Genomic DNA, 23,955 nt, shown 5'->3' with positions numbered 1-23,955 from the left:
AGTGCGCTCAGTAACGGAAATACAGGATGCCCAGCTCGCCAGGCTCCCCCGGTTTCTTTCCTTTCTTCGTGATGGCGGGAAGATCGATGTTCTTTACGTCCTTCCAACCGAATCCTTCAAAAATCCCTTCAGCAAGATGGACGAAGCCCATCATTTTTCGTGAGATTCGGTAGGTAATAAGAGAAAAAATTGCAGCCGAACCCAAACTGCCCAGCGCACACCCTATAAGTAAACTATCAATCGGGGCTCCACCTTTGAAGATGGCAAAACAAGCAATTGTGAAATACGCCACCACCAGTGCCAACGCGAGAAACATCCCGCCCCACCTAAACGATGCTCGATAGTGTGCACAACGCCCCCGGCTGCAATGCGGATGAAGCGCGACAATTTTGTCGGAAATTCGACGAATACCAAAGGTGTACCACACGTCACCCCATCCTTCAGCAACAATCTCCACCTCATCGCCTTCCGTAAACACCGACCACCATACCCAAGCCGTCACCGATTTTCCCTCGAGCTCAAACTCAAGCAAGTCGGCTTCCTCAGTGGTATCCATTGCCGTACCGCTCAGCCCAACTGCAACTCCACCCAAACCAGCCAAACCAGCCGCAATAGCCGTTACGCCCATCTTGGCTCGATCAGCGTCTCCAAAAAGGAAATCCCGGTCGCAACGCGACTTCCGAAGGTTACCAATGTGCCCATGAAACAACTGCACCTGATGCGACGGCATACTCATTGATAGATGGTTAGTAGCGGAAATACAAAACACCTAATGCACCCGGCTCGCCAGGCTTCTTTTCATTTTTTGTAATTTCAGGAAGATCGATATCTCTCACATCCTTCCAACCAAACCCCGTAAAAATATTCTCCGCGAGTCCGACGAATCCCATGAATTTTCTCGCGATGCGGAAGGCGATAATTCCGTATACCACCGCCGCCGCGAATCCGCCCATTGCAAGCCCGATCGAGAGACCCACCCAATCCGTCTCCGATCCGTATTTAAAGAAACCATACGAAAAACCAAATATAAACAACACAGCGATCAACGTCATTGAAATTTTGCACCATAATTTCAACGCCGAACGGTAGTGTGCGTTCCGACCACGACTGCAATGCGGATGGAGTGCAACGATCTTGTCAGAAAGTCGCCGAACACCGAATGCCTGCCACGTGTTGCCCCAACGCTCAGCAACAACCTCTACCTCATCGCCTTCCGCAAATACCGACCACCAAACCCAAGCCCTCACCGATTTCCCCTCGAGCTCAAACTCAAGCAAGTCGGCCTCTTCGGTGGTGTCCATTGCCATACCACTCAACCCGACTGCAACACCGCCCAAACCGACCAAGCCTGCCGCAATCGCCGTCGCGCCCATCTTGGCGCGATCAGCATCCCCAAAAAGGAAATCCCAGTTGCAACGCGACTTCCGTAGGTTACCAATGTGCCCATGAAGCAACTGCATCTGATGTGACGACATACTCATCGATAGTGGGTCAGTAGCGGAAATACAGAACACCTAATGCACCCGGTTCGTCTGGCTTCTTCCCCTTCTTCGTAAGGGCGGGAAGATCAATATTTTTCACGTCCTTCCAGCCGAATCCTTCAAAAATCCCTTCAGCAAGACGAACGAAACCCATCATTTTTCGTGAGATTCGGTAGGTAATAAGAGAAAAAATTGCAGCCGAACCCAAGCTTCCCAGCGCACACCCTATAAGCAAACTATCAATCGGGGCTCCACCTTTGAAGATTGCAAAGCAAGCAATGATGAAATACGCCACCGCCAGTGCCAACGCGAGAAACATCCCGCCCCACCTAAACGATGCTCGATAGTGGGCATAACGCCCCCGACTGCAATGCGGATGAAGTGCGACAATTTTGTCTGAAATTCGACGAATACCAAAGGCGTGCCACACGTCACCCCATCGTTCAGCAACAATCTCTACCTCATCATCTTCCGTAAACACCGACCACCATACCCAAGCCTTCACCGATTCCCCCCCAATCTCAAACTCAAGCAAATCAGCCTCTTCAGTGGTATCCATTGCCATTCCACTCAACCCGACGGCAATTCCACCCAATCCAACCAAACCTGCCGCAACTGCCGTCGCCCCCATCTTGGCACGATCAGTGTCGCTAAAGAGAAAGTCACGACTGCTGCGCGTTTTTCGAAGATTTTTAATACATCCTCGAAGCAAGGCTGTAGAAGATACTCTATATTTATCCATATTCATCAGACACCGTTATCGGATTTCAAACCGACACTAGCAAGGGCCTTCTCAAATTCTTCACGTTGCTTATCGATCGTCCATGGCGGGCTATCCGGGCTCTTACCGAACACGCATTTATCGAACCATGTCTGCAGTTCATTATCGGAGAAATATGCGATCAGAAGCTGCAGCACCACCAGCGCCACGGCAACCTCCCAACCTGCGAGGAACAAAACCACACGACCAATCGCCAGAAGGCCGGCGCGCTCAGTAAGCACAATCCCGGCTTCTCCGGCTGCAACCCCGACTGCCTTCATACCAGCTTTGTTAGCGGCTTCCCGTCCTATAGCCGAACCTGCAGCTATTGCTCCCGACCGAGCGGTGGCACCTGCAATGCCAGCCCCTATTTTTCCGATAAATACCACGCCACGCCCCCCAGTAATCCGAGCAACCAACGGAGCCGACGAGGTTAATGCAGTGAGGAAATTTGCAGTAGTCACACCAAATCCAAGCGTTCCTTTAACAAAATACGCGAACATCGCAGAGTATTTTCTCTGCACTGCATTGTCATACACCTTTCCAAAATCCAGCACCATCCCAATCATCGACGACGCCCCACCAAAATACCCCGTAATCGCCTTCAGATTGGTCAACGTCCGCGCCGCATCCTTCGCCAGCCCTGTCATCAGCTTCGTCGACGCCTGCAGACACGCGGACATCGACGAGAACCCGCCCGCCACCAGCATTGCGTAGTCCTCGCCCTTCTTGTCCGCCTTCGCAAGCGCACAACCGAAGCTCAGCAATTCGATCACGGCCAAGGTACCACCGATCCGCACGCCAAGATTGACGGCCTTGCCTTCCTGCGTCAGCTTGACCGCATTCCACTTCGCGCGATAGAGCTGGCCGCCCTCGTGTTCCGCTAGCGACTGTATCGTCCTCACGAATGCATCCTTCGCCGCAATCCCCTGGCTGCGCAATGTCCGATATCCCTGCTGCAACTTCAGGCGCAAATCAGGCTCGACCTTGACCGCCTGCCTGACGAGATCGATCGTGTCCGCCTTGCTGATACCGACGCGCAACATCAGCGCGCCGCGAATCATGAAAGTGCCCGCGCAGTCCCCCAGCACGCCCAGCCCAGTCCATTTGAACAGCGCGTTGCCCATCGTGATGACGAGACCGTCGCCTTGAATACTCTTCAAGTACTTTTCAGATACCGATATCGGGTTCTGATGCTCATGAACCTCAGTCATCTTCTCCCGAAAATCGACGAAGTTCTTCAGTTGCTCCAGCACCTTGCCGATCTTGTCGGCGATGTCGCTGACCGGATCCGCCTTGGTCGTCTTGTTCGCGATCGCCTGTGCCAGCAGTTCCTTGATCTCGGCCTTCGGATGCTTCTGGTTGTAGGCGAACGCTCGCCACACGAGGCTGGTCGGCAATGTCGGATCCATGTTGTTGACCAGATCGTAGACGACGGCCGCGCCGCGATCTTCCGACGGCAACCCGTTGATCGCCTGAACGATGACCTTCTCGAATGCCCGACCGTCGTCCGCGTTCTCTTCGTGATAATCATGCAACGCCGCGATGAACGTGGGCGCCTTCAGCCACGCCTTCACATCGGGCGTACGCCGGGCCTGAATCGCCTTGACCGCGTCCTGAACGGACTTGAACCACGGCCGGAAATCCCCGAGCTTCCGAAGATTCAGTTTGTCCTGGTACTTCGGCCACTCGGCGTCGCCGATCGTCTTCGCTTCTTCGGGGCTGATCACGCCCGCTTCCTGAATCCGCCTGTCCGACGCCGCCTGCTGCTCCGGCGTGATGACGGCATAACTCGGAATCCCGTCCATCGCGCCGGGATTGTTCAACATGCCTTCCCAGCCGGCCCGCAACGCGGACCGCATGCGGCTCTTGAACGCAACCGCACCGTTTCGCACGGCCACTTCCGCCGCATCGATCGACAGCATCGCGTCGATCTGCGTGCCCTGCTCCTTGACATACAAGGACAACATGCTGCCTGCGTCGTTGCGAAAATCGTTCAGTTCGTGCGCGTTGCCGATACCATCCCACAACGCCAGCATCATCGGCGGATGAGATTGCCCCTTGCCGGTCGAGCCGATCATGTTCATCAACTTGACCAACGCTTCGCTCGTGGACTGCGGAGAGGCCTGACGGATATGCAACGGATACCGGGTCGACTCCCTCCCCATCAGTTTCGGATCGTACACACCCGCCTTGTCGGTCAACGGCTGATCCTTCGGATCGAGCAGCTTGGGATCCAGACCCGGCATGTACTCGACGACGTCATCGATACTTTTTCGGGTTGCGACGACGGCATGCTTTTGCGGATCGTTGCCGCCGTTGATCCATTTCGACGGCTCGATCCACTGCATGCGCTGTTCGAGCAAGGCAGGATTTGCCTCGTACCGCTTGAACGTATCCTCGATCCACGCGTGTTCCGAGAACGCGATATAGACACGGTTCGTGCATTTCTCCGGACGCTCGATTGCGATCACATCCATCGGTACCGCAATCGCTCGTTTAGCGCACGCAGGATGCGTGGAAGGTTGGTCAGGCAGCGGGCGCGACTGCTTCCACAAGCGCCCGTCTTCCGTCACCTTGTATACTTCCCATCGTTTGGGACCTCTCGCACTCTGGACATAGTAGAGGTACAGCCACCCGTCCCGGAGCGTGCGCAACCCGTAACGATGCGTCGTCAACGGAACGTCAGTGACGCCCTTCCCGCCAATGCCGTCCGGCAATCTTGCAGGAACGGTATTCGGCAAAACCGTATAGCGGACGGGAAGGATCGCCAGCCCCGTCTTCTGGCAATTCGCGCATTCTTGTTCAGTAGTCGCCATTTCTGTTATTCGTGTCTCGTGTCTGTCATCGGCCGGCGTGACTCGATCGAAGACGACGCCCTCTCGTCATACCACCCACCGCGTCGGATTTCGTCGATTTCGCCAGGCTGGAGGTGGCCGATCGCTGCGGTATAAAAATCGTCGGGCGAACACTGCTGCAACGCCTTCGCAACCTCGGGATGCCGGTCGAACCAGGGATGCCAGTCAAGCGCATGTCCGATGAACGCAACCAGATCGTCACGGTCATGCAGCCCGTATTGCTCCGCACGCGCGGCGGCAGCAACGGCCGCTGCCACTTCCGCAGGTATGGGCTGACGGCCTGCCGCCAATGCATGCAACGCGATTGCGCGGTTGACGAGGCCATGACGATGCACGCCCGGCCATTGCGCCTTCGCGAGCGAAAATGCCTGACTCGATTCAGCATCCCTGCCATACGCACGCGGCTTCGCACAGGCATCGAGCGCATGCCAGACCTTGACTGGCCCAAGCAAGGCCTGCTGCTGTCGCTCGGTCAGTACTGGCCAGATCAGGCCCAGTGCACGCGTGTCGTAGAAACGCAGCGCACATAAACGCCCTCGCTCGTCATACTGCAGCACCTGCCTCGACCAGTGCTCGGCGACTTTGTCAGGCGACGCAGAACTCGCCAACCATCCGCCGACCCGCTGCCCGAGGCCCTTTGCCATCGACGCAGGACGCCTGTCTTCGAATGCGAGGCGCACACTTTCTCTCAGAAGCGCGACGCCCGCTGACGAAGACAGATCCAGTTCGACGAGGTAGGGTTGGTGTTCATCCGGATATGCGTCGTGCGCGATCGTCACGACCGCGCGCGTCAACTCGCTGAACACAGAGCCTTCTTCGTTCGGCAAATCGCGCTGGGCCGGGTCGACGACCAGCAGACAGCGCATCTCCGGTTGCTTGTCAAAATGAGCATGCAGCACACTCATCGTCGTATCGATTGCCGCTGCCTCGCTCGACACATCCATGCCTTCCTGACGCTCTGCGTCGCGGTTGTTCGGACGACTCATGACGACTACTCCAACACCACGCTCGACGCGCTGTCGGCCGACGCCGACGCCGTCTTCCACGCACACCCCTTCGGCACGCTCGCAATCGGTGAAGGCAGACGCATCGATGACGCACCCGGCTTGTCCCACGATGCGCATTTTTCGAGAATCTGGCCACTCGTTCCGTTCTCGATCAAGTCAGGCGTGATCTTGATATACGAGCCCCCGGCGCCGATCCAGATCTCCTTTTCGGCAGAGATGACGACACGTCCACTCGAACTGGTGACCGTCACGTCGTTGAGCGCGGCGAGTTTCATCTCGTCGCTCTGCGCCTGAATCTCGACCTTGCCCTTGGACGCGAACAGCTTGATCCCCGAGTTCTGCGCGAACAGGCTGATCTTTTCCATCACACTCGCGATCAGCGATTTGCCGGCGGCAACGTGCGTACTCCTGCCGCTCACGATATTGACTTGCTGGTTTGCCGTGAGCTGCGCCGAATCCTGCGTCGACACGCCCACGCCAGCGGGACTTGCGATCAGCATGATCGGCGTCGAGAACCCGTTTGCGCTGCCCGTGCCGCCACCTCCCGTCCGCCCGCCGCTGCCCGCGCCTCCCGCCACGTTGTATTGCGTGGCATCGGTAAATCGCTTCAGTGCGTCGTGCCCTTCCTCCAGACTTTCGGCCTGATTCGCGGCGCTCGCCTGAGACGTCAGCTCCACCACGCTTTCCGCGCTTGCCAGTTGCTCGGACGCCGCGGTCACGTTCAGCGGCTGGTTTACCGTTGCAGAATGTGTCGAGACGAACAGCCCTTGCCCCGCGCGAATGGCACCATAAGCGTCCGACTTGAGGTCGAAGCCGCTGCCGAGAAATGTACCGCGCGTATTGTCCGCATGCTGGATCAGGTAGCCGAGATGCAGATGCGACTGATAGCTGCTCGAATAAAGGTGAACGCGATTCTGCTGCGTCGAATCGTCCATCACGAGCTGGTTATAGCCGCGACCGCCATACTCGCGCGACCGATAGCCCGACAGCAGACCGTTCGTGTGCCACACCGGTTGCGTTGCGCCGCCGTACATCCTCGCGATAATGACCGGCCTGTCGCAGTCGCCCTCCATGAAACCGACGACGACTTCATCCCCCTTGCGCAACGGCTGAATGCCGCCGCGGTTGGCACCCGCGTCGAGAAATGTCGGACGTACCCAGCATGACGCACGCTCGTCCTGACCGTTGCGGCGATTCCAGTGAAACCACACCTTCACCCGGTTCAGCGAGTCGGTGTAGACCTCTTCGCCGTCCGGCCCGGCAACGATCGCGTTCTGTAGCTGCATGACCGGCTTCTTGTGATCGAACGAACTGCGAAACGGCACATTGCGCGGTTGCGCTTCGACCTGCACCTGAAAGAAGCCCTCGCTGCCGTCGGCGTGATGCACCGTTGCACCAGTCTTCGCCTTTGCGATTTCCGCGGCCAGCCCGTCGGGAAATGCCTCGATCCGGTCCAGACCGGGCAGATTGTTGCTGATCAACCAGTCGACACCGAGCAACACGAATTCGCGATCCGGTTGGCTCATCGCGTCATGTACCGGATGGCCGCGAAGCTCGAAGCGCCTTCCCGGCATCGCGCAGCGTAAAGCGCCAACGCCATGAAAGCGCTTCATCCGCGACATCCTCTCCTCGAGGCGAATCCGTACGAGACGCTCGCCCTGAGCCCGATCCGACCACATGTACGCACCGGGGTAGTCGTAGATTTCGCCATCCGTCGGCAGATTGCCATGCACATCGGTCACCCCCTGGACCTGCCGGGGAAGATCGGGCCGCTTGTAGTCGAACGAGCGTGACGTCAGCTGTGCGCTCTCGATCTGAAGTTGCTCCTTCCATTGCGCGAATCCGTCCAATTCGCCGCCAATTTCCATACGACCGAACTGGACAACGGATTGCCTCAGCGTCGGGACGAAGTAGGCGTCGTCCGTGACAACCATCATGTGAGAACGGCCATTGTCCGCCTGCTCGAAGTAGGGAAACACGCCTGCTTCTTCCATGCTGCGATGAACAAAATTGAGGTCGTATTCCCATTGCACGCGATTCGAATACGACGGCAGCGGCTTATGAACGTCGAAGCGGAATGCGCCACGCGCCTGCGGGTGTTCGTTGAAGACGTCGGTCAGGATCTGTTCACCGTTCTGCTCCTGCCAGTCCCGCATGTCGCGACGCAGGCACAGAAAATAAAGCCACGATGAAAATGCGAGCTTGTAATAGGTAAGCGGGCCGTCCGCCCCCAAACGGCTAAATCGGTGCACATAGCCATGGATCGGCATGTATGAACCGTCGACCTGCTGAATCCACAGTGTGACTGGTTTGGCGAGCAGTGCTTTGAGTTCGATCTGCCCGCCGCGCGCAGAAACGACATCGATCACGAACTCATAATCGCGCCCCAGTCTGGCGGTGCCCTTGACGTAGAGAGGCAGCAACCAATCGACGCCAAGCGGCGTATCGAGTTTGATCAGTCGATTGTATTGCGCGTCGCCGAGACGCAACGCCTCATAAAGTGCGGTGTTGCTCATGCAGCATGCCCTCGGTTGTTATTAAGGCGGGATTTCTGCCGAGCGAAGATTATAAATGCCTTTCATATGAATTCCATAGAAAGGCAAAAGTATGGTTCGTTGAATCGGAAATTACTACGCGCCCCCTTCGGCGGACGAAGGAGTCTCTGATGCACCAGTGGCAAATATTGCCTATTTACAGCCGTGTATTAAGAAAAATGTTCCCGCACGGCTATATTTTCTCGAAAAAACCGTACCAGCAAACCGCTAGCCGACCTGCGGCATCGCGATCGCGAGCCCGACCACAACCCACTGCACGACCGCGACGAGCACACCGGCCCGGCACAGCCCGATCGCGCCGCGCACGCGTGCGTCGAGCGCGCGCCCGGCCTTCGCTGCGTCGATCCAGCCGAGATCGGCGAGCGCGCGGTCGAGCGCCGCGAGCCCGTCGTCGACCAACGCATCGCCCGCCGCCGCGCGCGCCAACGCGGCGAACAGCCGGCGGTCGATCTCGATGCGCACCGCGTACCACAGCGCCGCGATCCCCGACCCCGTACTGACGACGGCCAGCAGCACGCGCGCGATCGTCGCCGGCGCCCAGCCCGATGCAATCCACCAGCCCGCGCCGGCCGCGGCCAGCGCAGCCGCGATCGCCCACGCGCCCGCATCGAGCGCGCCGCGCGCGGCGGCAATCCGAAATGGAGCGGACGGATCGCGCATCACACGCCTCCCGCGCTGCGACGGCGATCGATCCAGTGCTGCAGTACGGCCACGCCGTCGTCCGACCACACCGCGTGCGGCCGCACCGCGCGCACCGCGGCAAGCGCGTCGCGCGCATCGCCGAGCCCGCGCCGCGCGGCGAGCCACGCAGCCGCACACAGCACGCTGCGCCCATAGCCGAGCGCGCAGCAGACCAGCACGTCACGACCTTCGCCGTGCAGGCGCTCGAGCGCCGCGACTGCCTGCGCGAGCTGCGTGGCCGTCGGCGCGACAAGATCGAGCTGCGGCACGGCCGCATATGCGAGCGACGCATCGGCCGCCGCCCAGCGCGGCATCTCGGCGGTCAGGTCGACCAGCGCCGTGAAGCCGTGGCGTCGCACGTCGCGCGTCGTCGGCGTGCGGCCGATCGACACGCGTTCGTCGATCCGCACCGGCGCCGGCTGCCGGAACGTCCACAGCCGCGAATTGACGAACGCGCCGGCGATCGTCGGCGCGAGCAGCCAGCGGATGAAGACCGGGAAACGCCCGTGCGCATCCTTCTGAAAGGCGCCGGGCGCGCCGCGCCGGTAGAGCCACGCGACGCACGCGAGCGCCAGCGCGACCCACCCCGCCGCCAGCGCCCAGCCCGGCGCACGCGGCACGCACCACAGCGCCACGAGCGCGACCAGCGCCGCGCCGAGCGCATAACGACGCGCGAGCGCGCGGCCCACCGCGCCCGGCGACGCATCGGCGCCCGGCAGCCGGCCCGCGGCATCGCGCAGCGGAAACAGGAACAGCGCGAGACAGCCGACGGCCGCGCCGGTCGGCACGTCGATCGCGTGATGCTGGTAGGTCGTCAGCACCGACACGCCGATCGCCGCGAACCACAGATGCAGCACGACGCGCGCGACCGTGCCGTGCAGATGCTTCGCATAGACGGCCCACAGCACGACGAGCAACCCGATGTGCAGCGACGGCGCCTGGTTGAACGGCTTGTCGAACCCCATCAGCAGCGTGAACAGCGCGCCGGCCGCGCCGCCCGGCTCGGGCCGCTCGAAACCGAAGCGCAGCGGCCACGCGATGAAGCACGCGACCGACACCAGTTGCACGGTGAGCAAGCGCTTCACGTGATCGAGCAGATCGTCGCGGCGCGTCCAGAAGAAGAACGACAGCGCATACAGAAGATCGATCGACCAGTACGGCACGATCGTCCACGGCACGAACGGGATCGCGTGCTCCCAGCCGAACGCGAACGTCGGCACCGCCGCGCGGTGCGCGGCGAGCCAGTTCGCGAAGCCGTACGTCGAGAAGAACACGGCGCCCATCGCCGCGAGCCAGCCGAAGCGCAGCGCGAACGATGCGTCGCGCGCGCCGGCCGCCGGCTCGGCGACGCCGCTCGCACCGCCGCCGAGCGCGCTCATGACGCGTCGACCCGCTGCGCGAGGCTGACCGTGAAGATGCCCATCTCGTCGATCCGCTGGTCGAGCTTGCGGAAGCCCGCGCGCGCGACGAGTTCGTCCATCTCCGCCTGCGAGCGGCGGCGCATCACCCAAGTCGCCTCGCCGCGGTGATTGTTCAGCGCACGTGCAATGAATTCGAGCTGCGGATGCCACGGCTGCCCCGTATAGACGAGATAGCCGCCCGGCGGCACGGCCTGCGCGAGCCCGCGCAGCGAACGTTCGATCAGCGCGTTTTCGCCGAACAGTTCATAGAGACCCGACACGATCGCGAGCGTCGGACGCGGCTCGAGCGTCGCGAGCGACGTCTCGTCGAACGCGTCGCCGCGCTCGAAGCGCGCGATCGGCTCGAGCCCGCGCTGCGCGATCAGCACGCGCCCGGCCTCGACGTTCGGCGGGCTGTAGTCGCGCAGCGTGATGTCGTCGGGCGCCGCGCCGTCGCGCTCGGCGGCCGTCGCGATCGCGTCGAGCACGTAGCGCCCGTGCCCGGCCGCGATGTCGACGATCCGCACCGGCGTGCCGTGGCCGCGCAAGCGGCCGATCGCCGCGCCGATCAGCTCCTGCAGATGCACCTTGCGCTGGCGGATGCCGACCCAGCCCGGCGAATCGAGATACGTGCGATCGACCAGCGCGCCGACGCCGAGCCGCCCTTGCGCGCGGTTGCGGTACACGTAATCGAGCGTCGAGCCCGAATCGAAACCGAGCCGCAGCCCGAGCGCGATGCCGTCCGACAGCGCGCCGCCCGCTTTCAGGCTGGCGCGCGTGAGCGCCCAGTACGCACGCGCGAACACGTTCGCGGGCGGCCGGCCGAGCGCCGCGTATTCGTCGTGGAACGCGCCGCGCCGGTCGGCGTCGGCGAGCGACACGCGCGGGCTCGGTGCATCGAACTCGCGCAGCACGAACGCGCGCAGCGGCGCGAGCGCCTGGGCGCGGTCGCGCTCGCCGAGCGTGTCGTGATAGAAGCCCGGCAGCACGATGCGCTCCTTGCGCGCCGAGCCGAGCCGTTCGAAGAAGCGATCCTGCGGGCCGCGATGCACGACCCAGTCGGCGCCCGAGATCAGCAGTTGCGTCGGCACGGTGATCGCGGCCGCGTCGGCGACGATCCGCTGCGCGGTGTCGTGCAGGTCGAGCAGCATGTTGACCGCGATCGGCCGCGTGATCAGCGGATCGGACGCGTAGCTCGCGATCCGCTCGGGATCGTGCGTGAGGAATTTCGGCTTCACGTAGCTGTTCACGTAGAACAACCCGCGCAGCTTGTGCATCAGCCGCAGGCCCGGCCGCGCGAACGGCACGTAGAGCTTGATGTGGAACGCCGGCGACGCGACGACGAGGCAGCGGATCGGCGGCGCGTAGTCGTGCGCCCAGGTGGCTGCGAGCACGGCGCCGACGCTCTGCCCGACCACGGCCATGTCCTCGATCGCGATGCCGTGCGTGTCGCGGATATGCTCGACGAAGGTCTGCAGGTCGCGCACCGATGCGGCCGCGCTCGGGCTGTAGCCGCGCGCGCCGGGCGAGCGGCCGTGGCCGCGCGCGTCCCATGCGAAAAACGCGAAATCCGGCAGGTCGAGCTCGTCGACGAGATGCGCGACGCGCGCCGAATGCTCGTGGCCGCGATGCAGCAGCACGATTGCGCCGCGGCAGCGCGGGCCCGTCGCGGGCCAGTGACGATAGAACAGCGTTTCGCCGTCGTGCGTGATGAAGTCGGCCTCGCGGGCCGTGCGTGCGCTCATGTGATCTCTCTCGTTTCGTTATTCGAATCATGTGGCGCCGCCCTCCGGCGCCTCGTAGGTCAACCGCCCTTTTCGGCGATGCCGGCCTGCACGCGCCGCACCACCGTCACGATCGACAGCACGATCAGCAGGCGCCACAGCCACGCGGCGATGCTGCCGACCGGCAGGCCGAAGCCGATCCACAGCGCGAATGCGCCGAGGGCCAGCGCGCGGTCGCTCTTGCCGAACGGGCCGTCGTAGCGGCGCGTGGCGCCGACGAGCGGCCCGATCAGCCCCGCGCATTCGACGATCACCGCCGTCAGCGCGAACAGCCAGACGTCCGCCGGAGCGAACGCGGAAATGGCGAGGAACGGCAGCACGAGCGCGACGTCGGACACGACGTCGCCCAGCTCGTTCAGGTATGCGCCGAGCGTGCTCTTCTGCCCGTGTTCGCGTGCGAGCATGCCGTCGATCGCGTTGAGCGCCATCCGTGCGAACAACCACAGCGGAATCAGCAGGAACAGCACGCGGGCGAATACGCCGAGCCCGGCGAGCGCACCGACGACGATCGAGCCGCCGGCCGCGAACAGCGTGACCTGGTTGGCGGTGACGCCACGTTCGGCGAGCGAATTCGCGAACGGGCGCAGACGGTCCTGGAATTTGGGTTTGAGTGCGTAGAGGCTCATCGTTTCGTATTCGTATTTTTCGCGCGGCACAGTCGGACACGCTTCCCGCCGCCATACCCCGGGCGGCGAAACGGCCTTCGTCGGCCTTCAATGGACGGCCCCCATCGTCGCCGAGCAGCACCGCTGCGTCAAGCATGCGCCCGGCCCGCCCGCGCGGCGCCAATCTGGCGTTTTTGACGGAAACTCGCGATAATCCGCTGGCCCGATCGCAGCGAAGATCCATTCGAACTGCAAACGGGCGCTCGTGCAACAGCCGATCATCACGCCGCCGACCGGCACATTCGCCGCTACGCAACGTGGTGTGACGGCGAACCGTCCGATTATCGCGGACCTGCGACAGGCAGCCACGAACTTGAAAAAATTTAAACAAAGGCCGTCCGGCGCGCATCCTGCCGCGCCGGCATTCCGGGATCCCGTCCGCCGCATCTGCGGCCGGGCATGCAGGCAGGAGGCACCGCGCCGATGAACATCGTCAACGTCTGGCAGCGCGATTTCCTGCTGTCCATCGTGCGGCTCGTCGCCGGCGCGTATCCGGTCTGGCATCAGGCGCCGCCGTCCCCGACGCAGAAGATCTATTTCTCGAACCACACGAGCCACATCGACACGCTCGCGATCCTCGCCGCGCTGCCGCGCGACGTGCGCGCGGTCGTGCGGCCGGTCGCCGCGCGCGACTACTGGGACAGCAGCGACATGAAGCGCCACATCGCGCAGAAGCTGCTGAACGTGGTGCTGATCGACCGTCACCGCGAATCCGGCGGCGACCCGCTCGAACCGGTGCGCGACGCGCTGCGGCAAGGGCACTCGATCATCATCTTCCCGGAAGGCACGCGCGGCGCCGACGTGCTGCCGCAGCCGTTCAAGAGCGGGCTGTTCCATCTCGCGACCGAGTTCCCGAACGTCGCACTCGCGCCCGTCTACCTCGAGAACCTGCAGCGCATCATGCCGAAGGGCGCGATCTGGCCTGTGCCTCTGATCTGCAAGGTGCATTTCGGCGCGAACGATGCGCTCGGCGACCAGGAAGACAAGCCGACGTTCCTCGCCCGCATGCGCGACGCGATCGTCGCGCTCGCGCCGCAGCGGCCCGCGGGCTGAACGCGGCGCCCTCCTCTCCCTTTTTCCGGATATCCCCATGCGAACTCTTTTCTGGGAACTGGTCGCGGGCGTCACGGGCGTGCTCGTCGTCGCCACCGTGATCGGTGCGATCCTCGGCGCGCGCAGCGGCGGCACGAGCTCGACCATCGTCAACCTGAACCAGCGCATCCGCGCGTGGTGGGCGATGATCGCGATCATGGCCATCGCGATCGGCCTCGGCAACAACGTCACGTATCTCGTGTTCGCGCTGCTGTCGTACCTGACGCTGCGCGAATTCATCACGCTCACGCCGACCACCGCGAGCGACCACACGACGCTGTTCATCGCGTTCTTCGTCGCGATCCCCGTGCAGTACCTGCTGCTCGGGATCAACTGGTACGGGATGTATTCGATCTTCGTGCCCGTGCACCTGTTCTTCGCGATGTCGCTCGTGTCGGCGCTCACGCAGGACACGCGCGAATTCCTGAGCCGCAACGCGAAGATCAACTGGGCGTTGATGGTGTGCGTGTACGGGCTGAGCCACGCGCCGGCCGTGCTGATCCTCGACATTCCGCGCTACGCGGGGCAGAACGCGCTGCTGCTGTTCTTCTTCCTGGTCGTGGTGCAGATCAGCGACGTGCTGCAGTATGTCGTCGGCAAGCTGTTCGGGCGCCGCAAGATCGCGCCGCAGCTGTCGCCGTCGAAGACGGTCGAAGGCTTCGTCGGCGGCGGTCTGCTCGCGACGCTGTGCGGCGCGTCGCTGTATCGCGTGACGCCGTTCAGCTTCGGCGCGGCGTTCGGGATCTCGCTCGCGATCGTGATCGCGGGTTTCGTCGGCGGGCTCGTGCTGTCGGCCGTCAAGCGCTCGCTCGGCACGAAGGACTGGGGCTCGATGATCGCGGGCCACGGCGGGATGCTCGATCGCGTCGACTCGATCTGTTTTGCCGCGCCGGTGTTCTTCCACCTCGTGCGTTACCTGTACGTGTGATGCGCGGAGGGTGCGACGCGGCCTTCGCGTCGCGCTGCAACCACTCAATACCCTTCCCGCACCGCCTTCGGCACGACATAGCGGCCACGCGCCGCGTCGAATTTCACCACATAGCGCGCCCGGACCGCGCGATCGCCGCGCGTGCCGGTTTCGGTCACAATCAACGGATAGACGGCGCCGGTGCCGGTCAGGTCCGGCGTGATCTCGAAGCGCAGCGCCTCGCAGCGCACCGGTGCATTCGCGCATTCGCTCGACTCTGCATTGTCGAGCGCCTCATTGATGCGCGCCGCCGCAAGCACCAGCGCATCGCCGTACGGCAGCCAGATCGAGCGGATACGTTGCGTATAGCCTTGTCGCGAGTCGCCGTCGCCGATGACGAAACCGAACAGGTGCGGCCCGAGCCGCTCGATGCTCGGCGTGCCCGGCTCGCCGCGCGTGCCGGACGCGATGTCCGTCTTCTTCAACATCGCTTCGAGCCGCTTGCCGTCCGGCGAAGGCTGCAGCACGTACAGATCGACCGTGCCCGGCGTGGCGTCGCTGTCCATGCCCGGCATTCCGTTCTGCACGGCCGCTTCGGTCTCGCCGCACATCGCGAGCAGATACCGCGGGCCGTCGGCAGTCGCAACGCGCAGCGAGCCGCACGGCGAATAGATGGAATCGCCTGCGTCCGACTGCCAGCCCTTGCGGTCCGCGCGCCACGTGCCGTAGCTGTCGCTAATGAACTTCTGCAACTGACGGTCCGGATGAATCGGATCGGCCGCGTGGACGGGCGACGACGCGGAGAGCGCGGCGAGCACCGCGAGTGCGGCTAGCGAAGCCGCGAACGGCTCGCCGCGTTTTTTTCGGTGCTGGACAGTCATGACGAGGTCCGGTCGGATTGGAAAAGCGTGTAACGGATGGTTGCGGGCGCACACGATCAGGGTCGCCGCGGCGCGCTGCCGTTGCCGTCCGGCTTCAGCCGCGCAGTTTGCACCCACCCTTCGGCAATGCCGTTCGTGCGCGGATTCAAATAGACGACCGACGTGAAACGGCCGTAGTCGATTCGCGCATCGACGTGGTCATGCTCTACGATGAACAACCCGTCGATCCGGCATGCGTCATCAGGTGCGGAAAAGAACGGCAGGCGCCCCTTGCCCGTCACGACGCGGCCCGTATCGCTGCCCGTCACGTAATCGCCCTGCGCTTGCGCACGGCGGTTCAATGCGTCGCAATCGACGGTGCCGTGCAGCGGTGCGGCCGGTGCAGCACACGCTGACACGAAGCGCGACAGCGCATGCCGGTCGATCGCCAGCACGTCCGGCCGGTCGGGGTCGCGCGTAACGTCGAGCGCACGCATCGCTTGCGTATCGAGCGTCACCCAGCCGATCGTCGCATCGCGGTTCGGCGTGCCCGGGTGGTCGAGCGTGACGAACAAGCGAATGCGCAAGATGTTGCCGTCGCGCTCATCCACATTGGCGTGGATCGCGCGCCGGTCCATCGCGGTCTGCCGCAGCGCCGGCACGATCAGTTGCGTCAACTGCTCGTCGCACGATGCCGGCTGCGCGGCAGCAACAGCCTGTGCGGCCGTCACGCCTACGCACGCCAGCGCGGCGCGCACAGCGACGGCCGCCAACCGGCGGCGACGCCCGGCCTCGCCATTCGCGCCGGCCGGCGTTACGATTTCGTTCTTCATTGCAGGACCCGGTCGATGCGCGCGGCCCGCGCCGCGCGCGCGGGCATGCACCCGCGAGCCCGTAGCGTACACGCACGGCGCCCGTCCCGCCGGCCCGTTCCCGCCCCCTTCGTGCATCCCTCTTGTAGGCTTCGGCAACCGCAGCCGGATCACGCCGATGCCGTTTCAGCCCGGTGCGAACTCGCGAGCTTGAATTCGCCGACCGTCTGCGCGAGCTGCGCCGCCTGCTCGCGCAACAGCGCCGCGGCGGCAGCCGATTCCTCGACGAGCGCCGCATTCTGCTGCGTCGAGTGATCGAGCTGCGACACGGCCTGGTTCACCTGCGCGAGCCCGGTGCTCTGCTCGTTCGCCGCGACCGTCATTTCCGCGATCACGCTCGTGATGCCGCGCACGCCCTCGACGATCTCGTCCATCGTCGCACCGGCCGTCTGCACGAGCCCCGAACCGCCCTCGATCTTCTCGACGGACGACTGGATCAACTGCTTGATTTCCCTGGCCGCCACCGCGCTGCGTTGCGCGAGCGTGCGCACCTCGCCCGCGACCACCGCGAAGCCCCGCCCATGCTCGTGCGCGCGCGCCGCCTCGACGGCCGCATTCAGCGCGAGGATGTTGGTCTGGAACGCGATGCCGTCGATCACGCCGATGATGTTCGATATCTCGGCCGACGCCTTCGTAATCTCGCCCATCGTCGCGACCACCTCGCTCACCACCTCGCCGCCGCGCACGGCGACACCCGACGCCGATTCCGCCAGCCGGCTCACCTGCGTGGCCGCATCGGCCGAGTTGCGCGCCGTGCCGGCGATCTCCTCGAGCGCCGCCGCCGTCTCCTGCAGGCTCGATGCCGCAAGTTCGGTGCGGCTCGACAGATCCTGGTTGCCCTGCGCGATCTCCGCGCTCGCCACGTTCACGGATTCGCTGAAGCCGCGAATCTGCAGCAGGATCGCACTGATCTTTTCGGCAAACATATTGAAGGCGTGCGCGATCTGCGCGGCCTCGTCGCGGCCGTCGGCCGGCAGCCGCTTCGTCAGGTCGCCGCTCCCGCTCGCGACGTCGGTCAGCGCGTCGCGCACGAGCAGCACGCGCTTGAACGCCGCGTTCGTCAGTGCGCCGACGAGCGCTGCCGCGACGCAGGCGACGACGAGGATCGCAACGAGCGTCGTCGTCGCGACGGCCCGCATGCCGGCCGTCACGTCCGACCGGTCGAGCGCCATCACGAGCGACCAGTCCGTCCCGGCGATCGGGCGCGCGCGGAGCAGCTTGGTCACGCCGTCCACATCGATCGCCACCGGTTCGGTCGCCGCCTGCAGGCCGGCGAGGCGCTCCGGCGTCAGTTCGGGCGACAGCTCGACGGCCGGCTTCATGATCAGGTCGGTCTTCGCGCCCGCGATCAGGCGCCCGCTCTTGTCGACCAGGAACGCGAAGCTCGCCGGCGTCGGGTGCATCGATGCCACGATCGCGCTCGCGCGCTCCATATAGAGGCTCGCCGCGAGCACACCCTTCAGCGCGCCGCCGCGAACGATCGGTGCGGCGAACGCGAAGGCGGGCTTGCCGGTCGACGCGTCGCGGTACAACGCCGTGACGACGAGCCGGCCGGCCTCGACCGCCTGCTTGAACCACGGGCGCGCGGTCGGATCGTAGCCGGCCGCGAGCGGGACGTTCGAGAACGCCGTGCGGTCCGGCAGGCCGAGCGTGAGCACCTGGAAGCCGCCCGATTTGCCAAGCAGCGTCAGCGCCGGCAGCGGGTCGCCTTCGCCCGGCGCCAGCGTGTCCGCGAGCGCCTGGGTCTGCTGCGCGCGGCTCGCGACCCACTCGTCGAGCGCGAGCGCGTGGCCGGTCAGGACGGACTGCAGGTTCTGGTCGATGGTTGCGTCGTTGTGTTGCTTGACGACGTAGTAAACAAGGCCGCCTGTCACGGCCAGGGCCGTGACCACGATGGCGACGCAGGTCGCCAGAATTCGGGCGCGAATCGATGACAGCATGATGACGGTGATCTCCGGTTGCCGCGTTGTTGTCGATTGGTCAAATGGGCACACAATCGTCCTTAACGACCACGCGAGACGCAACTTGAGGTTCGACTGGTCAGACCGGAGAAAAAAGTAGCGAAACCGGGCGGCAAAAGCATGCACGACGTCGTGTTCGCGGGCGGCAGCCTCGCGGCCGATCCGTTCGGCAACGGGATTTCCGAAGCCGGCAACACCGAATCGCGCGCGGTCTACGACTATCGAAAGGGTCAGCGGCTGCACATCGCCGGCGAGCGCATCGAATACGCGGACGGGCGCCGCGAGATGCTGATTCCGTGACCTTGTGCCCGCACCCCGGTGCCAATGTCGTCCGTCACGCCGGGTCGGGCACCTCGATCGCCAGCAACGCCGAACTGACCGACTTGCCGTGCGCATCGAGCGCGAGCGAGCGCGTCACGCCGCCGCCGAGCGCATCGCGCAGCACGAAGTTGAACGCACCCAGCGCCGGCAATTCGTAGCGCACGACATCGCCGTGCACGATGCCCGCGAGCCACGCCTTCACCTTGCCGGCATCCAGATGGGTGCGTAGATGATCGTAATGACGCGGATCGCGGCAGATGACCGACACGTTCAGCGTATTGCCCTTGTCGCCGGTGCGCGCATGCGCGAGTTCACGCAGTTGCATCATGCCTCCACGAATGAAAACGACGGCGTCACGGCCGCGCGCGGCAGCAGCACCGACTGCACCGCGATCACCTCGCGCGTCGACTTGAACGCGCCGCCGCCGCCGGCCGGCCCGTTCGTATAGAGCGTCTCGACTTCGTTGCCGATCCGCGCCGCTTCATCGGCGCTCGCCGCGCGGCCGGCCACCCGCACGCGCACTTCGGCCGGCTCGCCGTGCACGGCCGGCGTCGCGTCGCCATACAGCGAATCGACGCCGATCAGGTCGAAGCGCAACTCGGTCGCCGCGACGCCGGTCAGCACCAGCCGCTCGCGGACGATGTCGAGCGCGAGCCGCGCGCGTTCGAGCGCGCCGGGGCCGCCGTACGAGATCTGGCCTTCGCCGATGTAGCCGTCGACGTAAGCCACCGACACCTTCAGCGTATCGGGCCGCGCGGTGCCGCGCCCGCCCGTCACGCGTACACGATCGGTCGCTTCCTCGGCAACCGCGACGCGCGTGAAATCCGCGACGACGTCGGGCTGCAGATACCGCACCGGATCGTGAATCTCGTAGAGCAGTTGTTCCTTGCAGGTCGCCGCGCTCACGCGGCCGCCCGCGTGCGCCACCTTCGTGATCACGACCGAGCCGTCGGCCGCGACTTCGCCGATCGGGAACCCGAGCCGCGCGAGATCCGGCACGTCCTTGTAGCCGGGATCGGCGAAATAACCGCCCGTCACCTGCCCCGCGCATTCGAGCAGATGGCCGACGACCGTCGCCTGCCCGAGCGTGTCCCAGTCGTCCATCCGCCAGCCGAACGCGTGGATCAGCGGCGCGGCGAACAGCGAAGGATCGGCGACGCGCCCGGTCAGCACGACGTCCGCGCCGGCCGCGAGCGCGTCGACGATCGGCGCGGCGCCGAGATACGCGTTCGCGGACACGATGCGGTCGCGATACGCGGCGACTTCGTCGCCCGATTCCTCGAAACGGAACGCACCGCGCAGCACGACGTCGAGCACGTCGTCGCCTTCGACCGCCGCGACTTTCAATTGAGCGATACCGAGCGATTGCGCGATCTGCGCGGTACGTCTTGCCGCCGCGAGCGGGTTCGCCGCACCCATGTTCGACACGATGCGCACGCCCTTCGGCACGGCGATCGGCAGCACCGCACGCATGCGCGCGTCGAGCAGCGGATCGTAGCCGAGCGCCGGATCCTTGCGGCGCGCCTGCTGCGCGATCGCGATCGTGCGCTCGGCCAGGCATTCGAAGACGAGATAGTCGAGCTGCCCGTGCTCGGCCAGTTCGACCGCGGGCTCGATCCGGTCGCCCGAGTAGCCGGCGCCCGCGCCGATGCGCACGCGCCGTTCAGGTTGCTTTGCTGTCATGTCCGTACCATCGTCCGGCGGGCGCGCCGCCGGGAAAAATCAAAAGATGCCCAGCACGACGCACGCGATCGTCATCACGATCGAGGCGCCGAACAGCAGCGGGAACGTGAATTTCTGATGCTCGGCCAGTTCGATGCCGCACAAGCCGACCACCAGGAACGTCGCGGGCGTCAGCGGGCTGACCGGAAACCCGGTCGTCATCTGGCCGAGCAACGCGGCCTGTCCGACCTGTACGGCCGGCACGCCGAGCTGGCCGGCCACCTCCGCGATCACCGGCAGCACGCCGAAGTAAAACGAATCGGGATCGAACAGCATGCTGAGCGGCATCGACGCGAGGCCGAGCACCACCGGAATATGGCCGGCCATCGACGGCGGCACGAAACCGACCGCCGCCTGCGCCATCGCCTTCAGCATCCCGCTGCCCTGCATGATCCCCGTGAACACGCCGGCCGCGAGCAGGATGCCGGCCATCATCAGCGCCGCGCGCGCATGCGCATCGACCCGTTTCCTCTGCATGTCGACGTCCGGGTAATTCACCATCAGCGCGATGCACAGTCCGACCATGAACATGATCGCCGGCGGGATCTTCTCGCCCATCACGACCATCGTGCCGAGCACGACGAGCGTCAGCACGAGGTTGAACCAGAACAGGTGCGGCCGGCGCAGCGCCTGCTCGTCGGGCGTCAGTTCGCGCTTCGGCAGCGGGATCGATGCATCGTCGCTCGTGAGGCCGAGCCGCTTCTCCTCGCGCCGCCCGAGCCAGTACGCGACGCCGAACACGAACACGAGCCCGATCGCCTGAACCGGGATCAGCGGATTGAACAGCGCCGACACCGGCAGGTGCAGCGACGCCGACGCGCGGATCATCGGCCCCGTCCACGGCAGGAAGTTGATGCCCGCGGCCATCGACACGGCCGCGGCCAGCACGCGCCGGTCCATCTTCAGCCGGTCGTACAGCGGCAGCACGGCCGGAATCGTCACGAGAAAGCAGACGGCGCCCGAGCCGTCGAGATGGATCAGCAGCGCGAGCAGCGTCGTGCCCATCACGATGCGCGTCGGCCGCGTGCCGACCGCGCGCAGGATGCGATCGATGATCGGGTCGAGCGTGCCGGCGTCGGTGATCGTCCCGAAATACAGGATCGCAAACACGAACATCCCGACCACGGGCGCGAGGCCCTTCAGCCCGTCGATCACGAACTTGCTGGTGTGCAGCCCGAAGCCGCCGAGCAGCGACGCCGCGATCGGCACGATGATCAGCGCGACGAGCGGCGACATCCGCTTCGACAGAATCGCGGCCAGCAGCACGACGATCGTGCCAAGCCCGAGTAACGGCAGCATCCGTGTCTCCTACCTTGTCTTTTGTTGGAGACGAGCGTAAGGTCGGCGCAGCAATAGCACAATTGAAATGATTTGATCGCAGCAATCACGAATCGTTATGGATCTGAACCTTCGCGACATCCGCGCGTTCGTCACGGTCGCGCACGCCGGCAACTTCACGCGCGCGGCCGCGCGGCTGCACCTGTCGCAGCCGGCGCTGACCGTGCAGATTCGCCGGCTCGAGGAAATCGTCGGCGCGCGGCTGTTCGACCGTAACAGCCGCAGCGTCGCGCTCACGCAGACCGGGCGCGAGCTGCTGCCGCTGCTGCAGCGCTCGCTCGACGACATGGAGCGCGTGCTGCGCGATGCGCGCGCGCTCGGCGAAGGCGCGAGCGGCACGGTGCGGCTCGCATGCCTGCCGACCTTCGCGTCCAGCGTGCTGCCGGAGCTGATCCAGTCGTTCCGGCGCGACGTGCCGCGCGCGGGCTTCGAGATTCGCGACGGCGTCGCGAGCCTCGTCACCTCGCTCGTGCGCAACGAGGAAGCCGATCTTGGATTGACGGGCGGCGATGCGTTCGATGCGTCGCTGGAAGTGCTGTACACGGGCGCCGACCGGCTCGTCGTCGTGTGCCCGAAAGATCATCCGCTCGCGCGCAAGCGCCGCGTGAGCACCGCCGACGTCGCGAGCGTGCCGCTCGTGCTGACCGCGCAGGGCACGAGCGTGCGCAGCGTCGTCGACACCGCGCTGGAGTCGGCCGGCTGCACGCCCGACATCGCGTGCGAGCCGACCTACATGATGACGGCCGTCGCGATGGTGCGCGGCGGCCTCGGCGTGACGATCCTGCCCGCGACCGCGCGCGAGGTGCGCGCCGAACCCGAGCTGGTCGCGAAGCCGATCGACGATCCCGCGTTCGTGCGGCCGATCGCGCTCGTCACGAAGCGCGGCCGCACGCTGCCGCGCGTCGCGCAGGCATTCGCCGAAGCGATGCTGGCGGAATTGAAAAAGCGCGCGTGAACCGCGCGCCCGGACCGGGAAAGGAAGCCTGCGTAACGCTTATTGCGCGTCCGGATCGACGTGCAGCGATTCGCCGATCGCATAGAAATTGCCGCCCGCGATGTAGTGCAGGCTGCGCAGCGCCGGATCGGCCGATTCGAAATACCAGTGGCCGTCGCGGAACACGCGCGTGTCCGACCACGCAGCGACCACCTCGCCGATGAACAGGTCGTAGGTCTGCTGGTTGTGCGGCTCGGGAATCAGCCTGCACGCGAGCCAGCCCGAGCAGCCGGCGACGAACGGCAGGTCATGGCCGTCGACGTCGAACAGCGTGACGCCCGCTTCGCGCAGCTTGTCCGGCCGCTCGGCGAGACTGTGGCTGCCGACCGCGTGCGTAAGCTGCAACTGCGCGGCCGTCGGCACCTGGATCACGAACGTGCCGCTGCGCTCGACGAGCTCGCGCGTCTTCGCGGACTTGTCGAGCACGACCGTCAGCTTCGGCGGCAGGAAGTCCAGCGCGCACGCCCACGCGGCGGCCATCACGTTGTCGACGCCGTCGTGGCGGGCCGACACGAGCACGGTCGGGCCGTGATTGAGGAGGCGGTAGGCTTTCTTCAGCTCCACCGGAGCGATGTGACTGTCCATACGGGTTCCTTGGAGAACGGCACGCACGGACGGATGCCGTGCGGCGCGGCGCCTGCCGGAGCTCTTGCGCGCGGCCCGGCGAAGGCCGCATTCTCGCACCCAATTTCAATCG

Annotated in this window: 21 protein-coding genes; 4 read left to right on the top strand and 17 right to left on the bottom strand. The window is 64.6% G+C overall.

Annotated features, from left to right (window positions below; translation table 11 throughout):
- Positions 1-7: 7 nt before the first annotated feature.
- From MRS60_RS06735 to MRS60_RS06690, 10 genes are all read right to left on the bottom strand, one after another.
- The gene (locus MRS60_RS06735; protein WP_243565429.1) at positions 8-736 is read right to left on the bottom strand and encodes a putative type VI secretion system effector; all 729 of its coding nucleotides are present in this window, start codon (positions 734-736) and stop codon (positions 8-10) included.
- 10 nt (positions 737-746) lie between these two features.
- Positions 747-1,460, bottom strand: coding sequence for a putative type VI secretion system effector (locus MRS60_RS06730; protein ID WP_243565428.1), 714 nt, complete (start codon positions 1,458-1,460; stop codon positions 747-749).
- 31 nt (positions 1,461-1,491) lie between these two features.
- Positions 1,492-2,229 carry a putative type VI secretion system effector gene (locus MRS60_RS06725; RefSeq protein WP_243565427.1) on the bottom strand — a complete coding sequence of 246 codons (738 nt, stop codon included), beginning with the start codon at positions 2,227-2,229 and terminating at the stop codon, positions 1,492-1,494.
- A complete protein-coding gene (locus tag MRS60_RS06720) occupies positions 2,229-5,060 on the bottom strand; it encodes a T6SS effector BTH_I2691 family protein (protein ID WP_243565426.1) in 2,832 nt (943 codons plus the stop codon). The genes MRS60_RS06725 and MRS60_RS06720 overlap by 1 nt, the downstream gene beginning before the upstream one ends.
- A 5-nt stretch (positions 5,061-5,065) precedes the next feature.
- The gene (locus tag MRS60_RS06715) at positions 5,066-6,085 is read right to left on the bottom strand and encodes a DUF4123 domain-containing protein (protein ID WP_131947653.1); all 1,020 of its coding nucleotides are present in this window, start codon (positions 6,083-6,085) and stop codon (positions 5,066-5,068) included.
- 5 nt (positions 6,086-6,090) lie between these two features.
- Positions 6,091-8,622 carry a type VI secretion system Vgr family protein gene (locus MRS60_RS06710; protein ID WP_217590393.1) on the bottom strand — a complete coding sequence of 844 codons (2,532 nt, stop codon included), beginning with the start codon at positions 8,620-8,622 and terminating at the stop codon, positions 6,091-6,093.
- Between the two features lie 246 nt (positions 8,623-8,868).
- Entirely contained in the window at positions 8,869-9,321 is a 453-nt protein-coding gene (locus tag MRS60_RS06705) for a hypothetical protein (protein ID WP_105390662.1), read from the bottom strand.
- The gene (locus tag MRS60_RS06700; RefSeq protein ID WP_243565425.1) at positions 9,321-10,721 is read right to left on the bottom strand and encodes a phosphatase PAP2 family protein; all 1,401 of its coding nucleotides are present in this window, start codon (positions 10,719-10,721) and stop codon (positions 9,321-9,323) included. The genes MRS60_RS06705 and MRS60_RS06700 overlap by 1 nt, the downstream gene beginning before the upstream one ends.
- Positions 10,718-12,487, bottom strand: coding sequence for a bifunctional alpha/beta hydrolase/class I SAM-dependent methyltransferase (locus MRS60_RS06695; RefSeq protein WP_243565424.1), 1,770 nt, complete (start codon positions 12,485-12,487; stop codon positions 10,718-10,720). Before MRS60_RS06695 ends, MRS60_RS06700 begins: the two co-directional genes overlap by 4 nt.
- 59 nt (positions 12,488-12,546) lie before the next feature.
- Positions 12,547-13,152, bottom strand: a complete 606-nt coding sequence (locus MRS60_RS06690) for a CDP-alcohol phosphatidyltransferase family protein (RefSeq protein ID WP_034183470.1) — start codon at positions 13,150-13,152, stop codon at positions 12,547-12,549.
- Positions 13,153-13,614: 462 nt separating this feature from the next.
- Between MRS60_RS06690 and MRS60_RS06685 the strand changes: the two genes are divergently transcribed.
- Positions 13,615-14,244: a lysophospholipid acyltransferase family protein gene (locus MRS60_RS06685; protein ID WP_034183469.1), complete on the top strand. Its 630-nt coding sequence runs from the start codon at positions 13,615-13,617 to the stop codon at positions 14,242-14,244.
- A gap of 37 nt (positions 14,245-14,281) precedes the next feature.
- A complete protein-coding gene (locus tag MRS60_RS06680) occupies positions 14,282-15,211 on the top strand; it encodes a phosphatidate cytidylyltransferase (RefSeq protein WP_034183328.1) in 930 nt (309 codons plus the stop codon).
- A 44-nt stretch (positions 15,212-15,255) separates the two neighbouring features.
- On the opposite strand, the gene MRS60_RS06675 is transcribed toward MRS60_RS06680, so the two are convergent.
- From MRS60_RS06675 to MRS60_RS06665, 3 genes are read right to left on the bottom strand one after another with little or no spacing between them, the layout of a single operon-like run.
- Positions 15,256-16,071, bottom strand: a complete 816-nt coding sequence (locus MRS60_RS06675) for a topoisomerase IV (protein ID WP_175750007.1) — start codon at positions 16,069-16,071, stop codon at positions 15,256-15,258.
- A gap of 56 nt (positions 16,072-16,127) precedes the next feature.
- Complete coding sequence (locus tag MRS60_RS06670; RefSeq protein WP_243565423.1) at positions 16,128-17,036, bottom strand: hypothetical protein; 909 nt, start codon at positions 17,034-17,036, stop codon at positions 16,128-16,130.
- Positions 17,033-18,862: a methyl-accepting chemotaxis protein gene (locus MRS60_RS06665; protein ID WP_243565422.1), complete on the bottom strand. Its 1,830-nt coding sequence runs from the start codon at positions 18,860-18,862 to the stop codon at positions 17,033-17,035. Before MRS60_RS06665 ends, MRS60_RS06670 begins: the two co-directional genes overlap by 4 nt.
- 141 nt (positions 18,863-19,003) lie before the next feature.
- On the opposite strand from MRS60_RS06665, the gene MRS60_RS06660 reads away from it, so the two are divergent.
- Complete coding sequence (locus tag MRS60_RS06660) at positions 19,004-19,183, top strand: hypothetical protein (protein WP_243565421.1); 180 nt, start codon at positions 19,004-19,006, stop codon at positions 19,181-19,183.
- Positions 19,184-19,217: 34 nt separating this feature from the next.
- Here the strand turns inward: MRS60_RS06660 and MRS60_RS06655 are convergent, their stop codons facing one another.
- From MRS60_RS06655 to MRS60_RS06645, 3 genes are read right to left on the bottom strand one after another with little or no spacing between them, the layout of a single operon-like run.
- Positions 19,218-19,529 carry an AtuA-related protein gene (locus tag MRS60_RS06655; RefSeq protein WP_034183467.1) on the bottom strand — a complete coding sequence of 104 codons (312 nt, stop codon included), beginning with the start codon at positions 19,527-19,529 and terminating at the stop codon, positions 19,218-19,220.
- On the bottom strand, positions 19,529-20,887 hold the full coding sequence (locus MRS60_RS06650) for an acyclic terpene utilization AtuA family protein (RefSeq protein WP_243565420.1): 1,359 nt from the start codon (positions 20,885-20,887) through the stop codon (positions 19,529-19,531). The genes MRS60_RS06655 and MRS60_RS06650 overlap by 1 nt, the downstream gene beginning before the upstream one ends.
- Before the next feature lie 39 nt (positions 20,888-20,926).
- On the bottom strand, positions 20,927-22,225 hold the full coding sequence (locus MRS60_RS06645; protein WP_243565419.1) for a CitMHS family transporter: 1,299 nt from the start codon (positions 22,223-22,225) through the stop codon (positions 20,927-20,929).
- Positions 22,226-22,322: 97 nt separating this feature from the next.
- On the opposite strand from MRS60_RS06645, the gene MRS60_RS06640 reads away from it, so the two are divergent.
- Positions 22,323-23,219 carry a LysR family transcriptional regulator gene (locus MRS60_RS06640; protein WP_217590388.1) on the top strand — a complete coding sequence of 299 codons (897 nt, stop codon included), beginning with the start codon at positions 22,323-22,325 and terminating at the stop codon, positions 23,217-23,219.
- 39 nt (positions 23,220-23,258) lie between these two features.
- Here MRS60_RS06640 and MRS60_RS06635 read toward each other — a convergent pair whose 3' ends face one another.
- On the bottom strand, positions 23,259-23,843 hold the full coding sequence (locus MRS60_RS06635) for a flavin reductase family protein (protein ID WP_175750011.1): 585 nt from the start codon (positions 23,841-23,843) through the stop codon (positions 23,259-23,261).
- Positions 23,844-23,955 lie beyond the last annotated feature (112 nt).

Source organism: Burkholderia pyrrocinia, from assembly GCF_022809715.1.
Classification (GTDB): domain Bacteria; phylum Pseudomonadota; class Gammaproteobacteria; order Burkholderiales; family Burkholderiaceae; genus Burkholderia; species Burkholderia pyrrocinia_C.
This window is presented reverse-complemented; position numbering and strand designations above follow the sequence as displayed.

What these genes read in the sequence shown, in the direction of transcription:
- MRS60_RS06735 (WP_243565429.1), bottom strand. Translation starts at nt 736, where the DNA reads ATGAGTATGCCGTCGCATCAGGTGCAGTTGTTTCATGGGCACATTGGT.
- MRS60_RS06690 (WP_034183470.1), bottom strand. Translation starts at nt 13,152, where the DNA reads ATGAGCCTCTACGCACTCAAACCCAAATTCCAGGACCGTCTGCGCCCG.
- MRS60_RS06705 (WP_105390662.1), bottom strand. Translation starts at nt 9,321, where the DNA reads ATGCGCGATCCGTCCGCTCCATTTCGGATTGCCGCCGCGCGCGGCGCG.
- MRS60_RS06680 (WP_034183328.1), top strand. Translation starts at nt 14,282, where the DNA reads ATGCGAACTCTTTTCTGGGAACTGGTCGCGGGCGTCACGGGCGTGCTC.
- MRS60_RS06695 (WP_243565424.1), bottom strand. Translation starts at nt 12,487, where the DNA reads ATGAGCGCACGCACGGCCCGCGAGGCCGACTTCATCACGCACGACGGC.
- MRS60_RS06700 (WP_243565425.1), bottom strand. Translation starts at nt 10,721, where the DNA reads ATGAGCGCGCTCGGCGGCGGTGCGAGCGGCGTCGCCGAGCCGGCGGCC.
- MRS60_RS06730 (WP_243565428.1), bottom strand. Translation starts at nt 1,460, where the DNA reads ATGCAGTTGCTTCATGGGCACATTGGTAACCTACGGAAGTCGCGTTGC.
- MRS60_RS06655 (WP_034183467.1), bottom strand. Translation starts at nt 19,529, where the DNA reads ATGCAACTGCGTGAACTCGCGCATGCGCGCACCGGCGACAAGGGCAAT.
- MRS60_RS06710 (WP_217590393.1), bottom strand. Translation starts at nt 8,622, where the DNA reads ATGAGCAACACCGCACTTTATGAGGCGTTGCGTCTCGGCGACGCGCAA.
- MRS60_RS06650 (WP_243565420.1), bottom strand. Translation starts at nt 20,887, where the DNA reads ATGACAGCAAAGCAACCTGAACGGCGCGTGCGCATCGGCGCGGGCGCC.
- MRS60_RS06685 (WP_034183469.1), top strand. Translation starts at nt 13,615, where the DNA reads ATGAACATCGTCAACGTCTGGCAGCGCGATTTCCTGCTGTCCATCGTG.
- MRS60_RS06715 (WP_131947653.1), bottom strand. Translation starts at nt 6,085, where the DNA reads ATGAGTCGTCCGAACAACCGCGACGCAGAGCGTCAGGAAGGCATGGAT.
- MRS60_RS06675 (WP_175750007.1), bottom strand. Translation starts at nt 16,071, where the DNA reads ATGACTGTCCAGCACCGAAAAAAACGCGGCGAGCCGTTCGCGGCTTCG.
- MRS60_RS06645 (WP_243565419.1), bottom strand. Translation starts at nt 22,225, where the DNA reads ATGCTGCCGTTACTCGGGCTTGGCACGATCGTCGTGCTGCTGGCCGCG.
- MRS60_RS06720 (WP_243565426.1), bottom strand. Translation starts at nt 5,060, where the DNA reads ATGGCGACTACTGAACAAGAATGCGCGAATTGCCAGAAGACGGGGCTG.
- MRS60_RS06725 (WP_243565427.1), bottom strand. Translation starts at nt 2,229, where the DNA reads ATGAATATGGATAAATATAGAGTATCTTCTACAGCCTTGCTTCGAGGA.
- MRS60_RS06660 (WP_243565421.1), top strand. Translation starts at nt 19,004, where the DNA reads ATGCACGACGTCGTGTTCGCGGGCGGCAGCCTCGCGGCCGATCCGTTC.
- MRS60_RS06665 (WP_243565422.1), bottom strand. Translation starts at nt 18,862, where the DNA reads ATGCTGTCATCGATTCGCGCCCGAATTCTGGCGACCTGCGTCGCCATC.
- MRS60_RS06640 (WP_217590388.1), top strand. Translation starts at nt 22,323, where the DNA reads ATGGATCTGAACCTTCGCGACATCCGCGCGTTCGTCACGGTCGCGCAC.
- MRS60_RS06635 (WP_175750011.1), bottom strand. Translation starts at nt 23,843, where the DNA reads ATGGACAGTCACATCGCTCCGGTGGAGCTGAAGAAAGCCTACCGCCTC.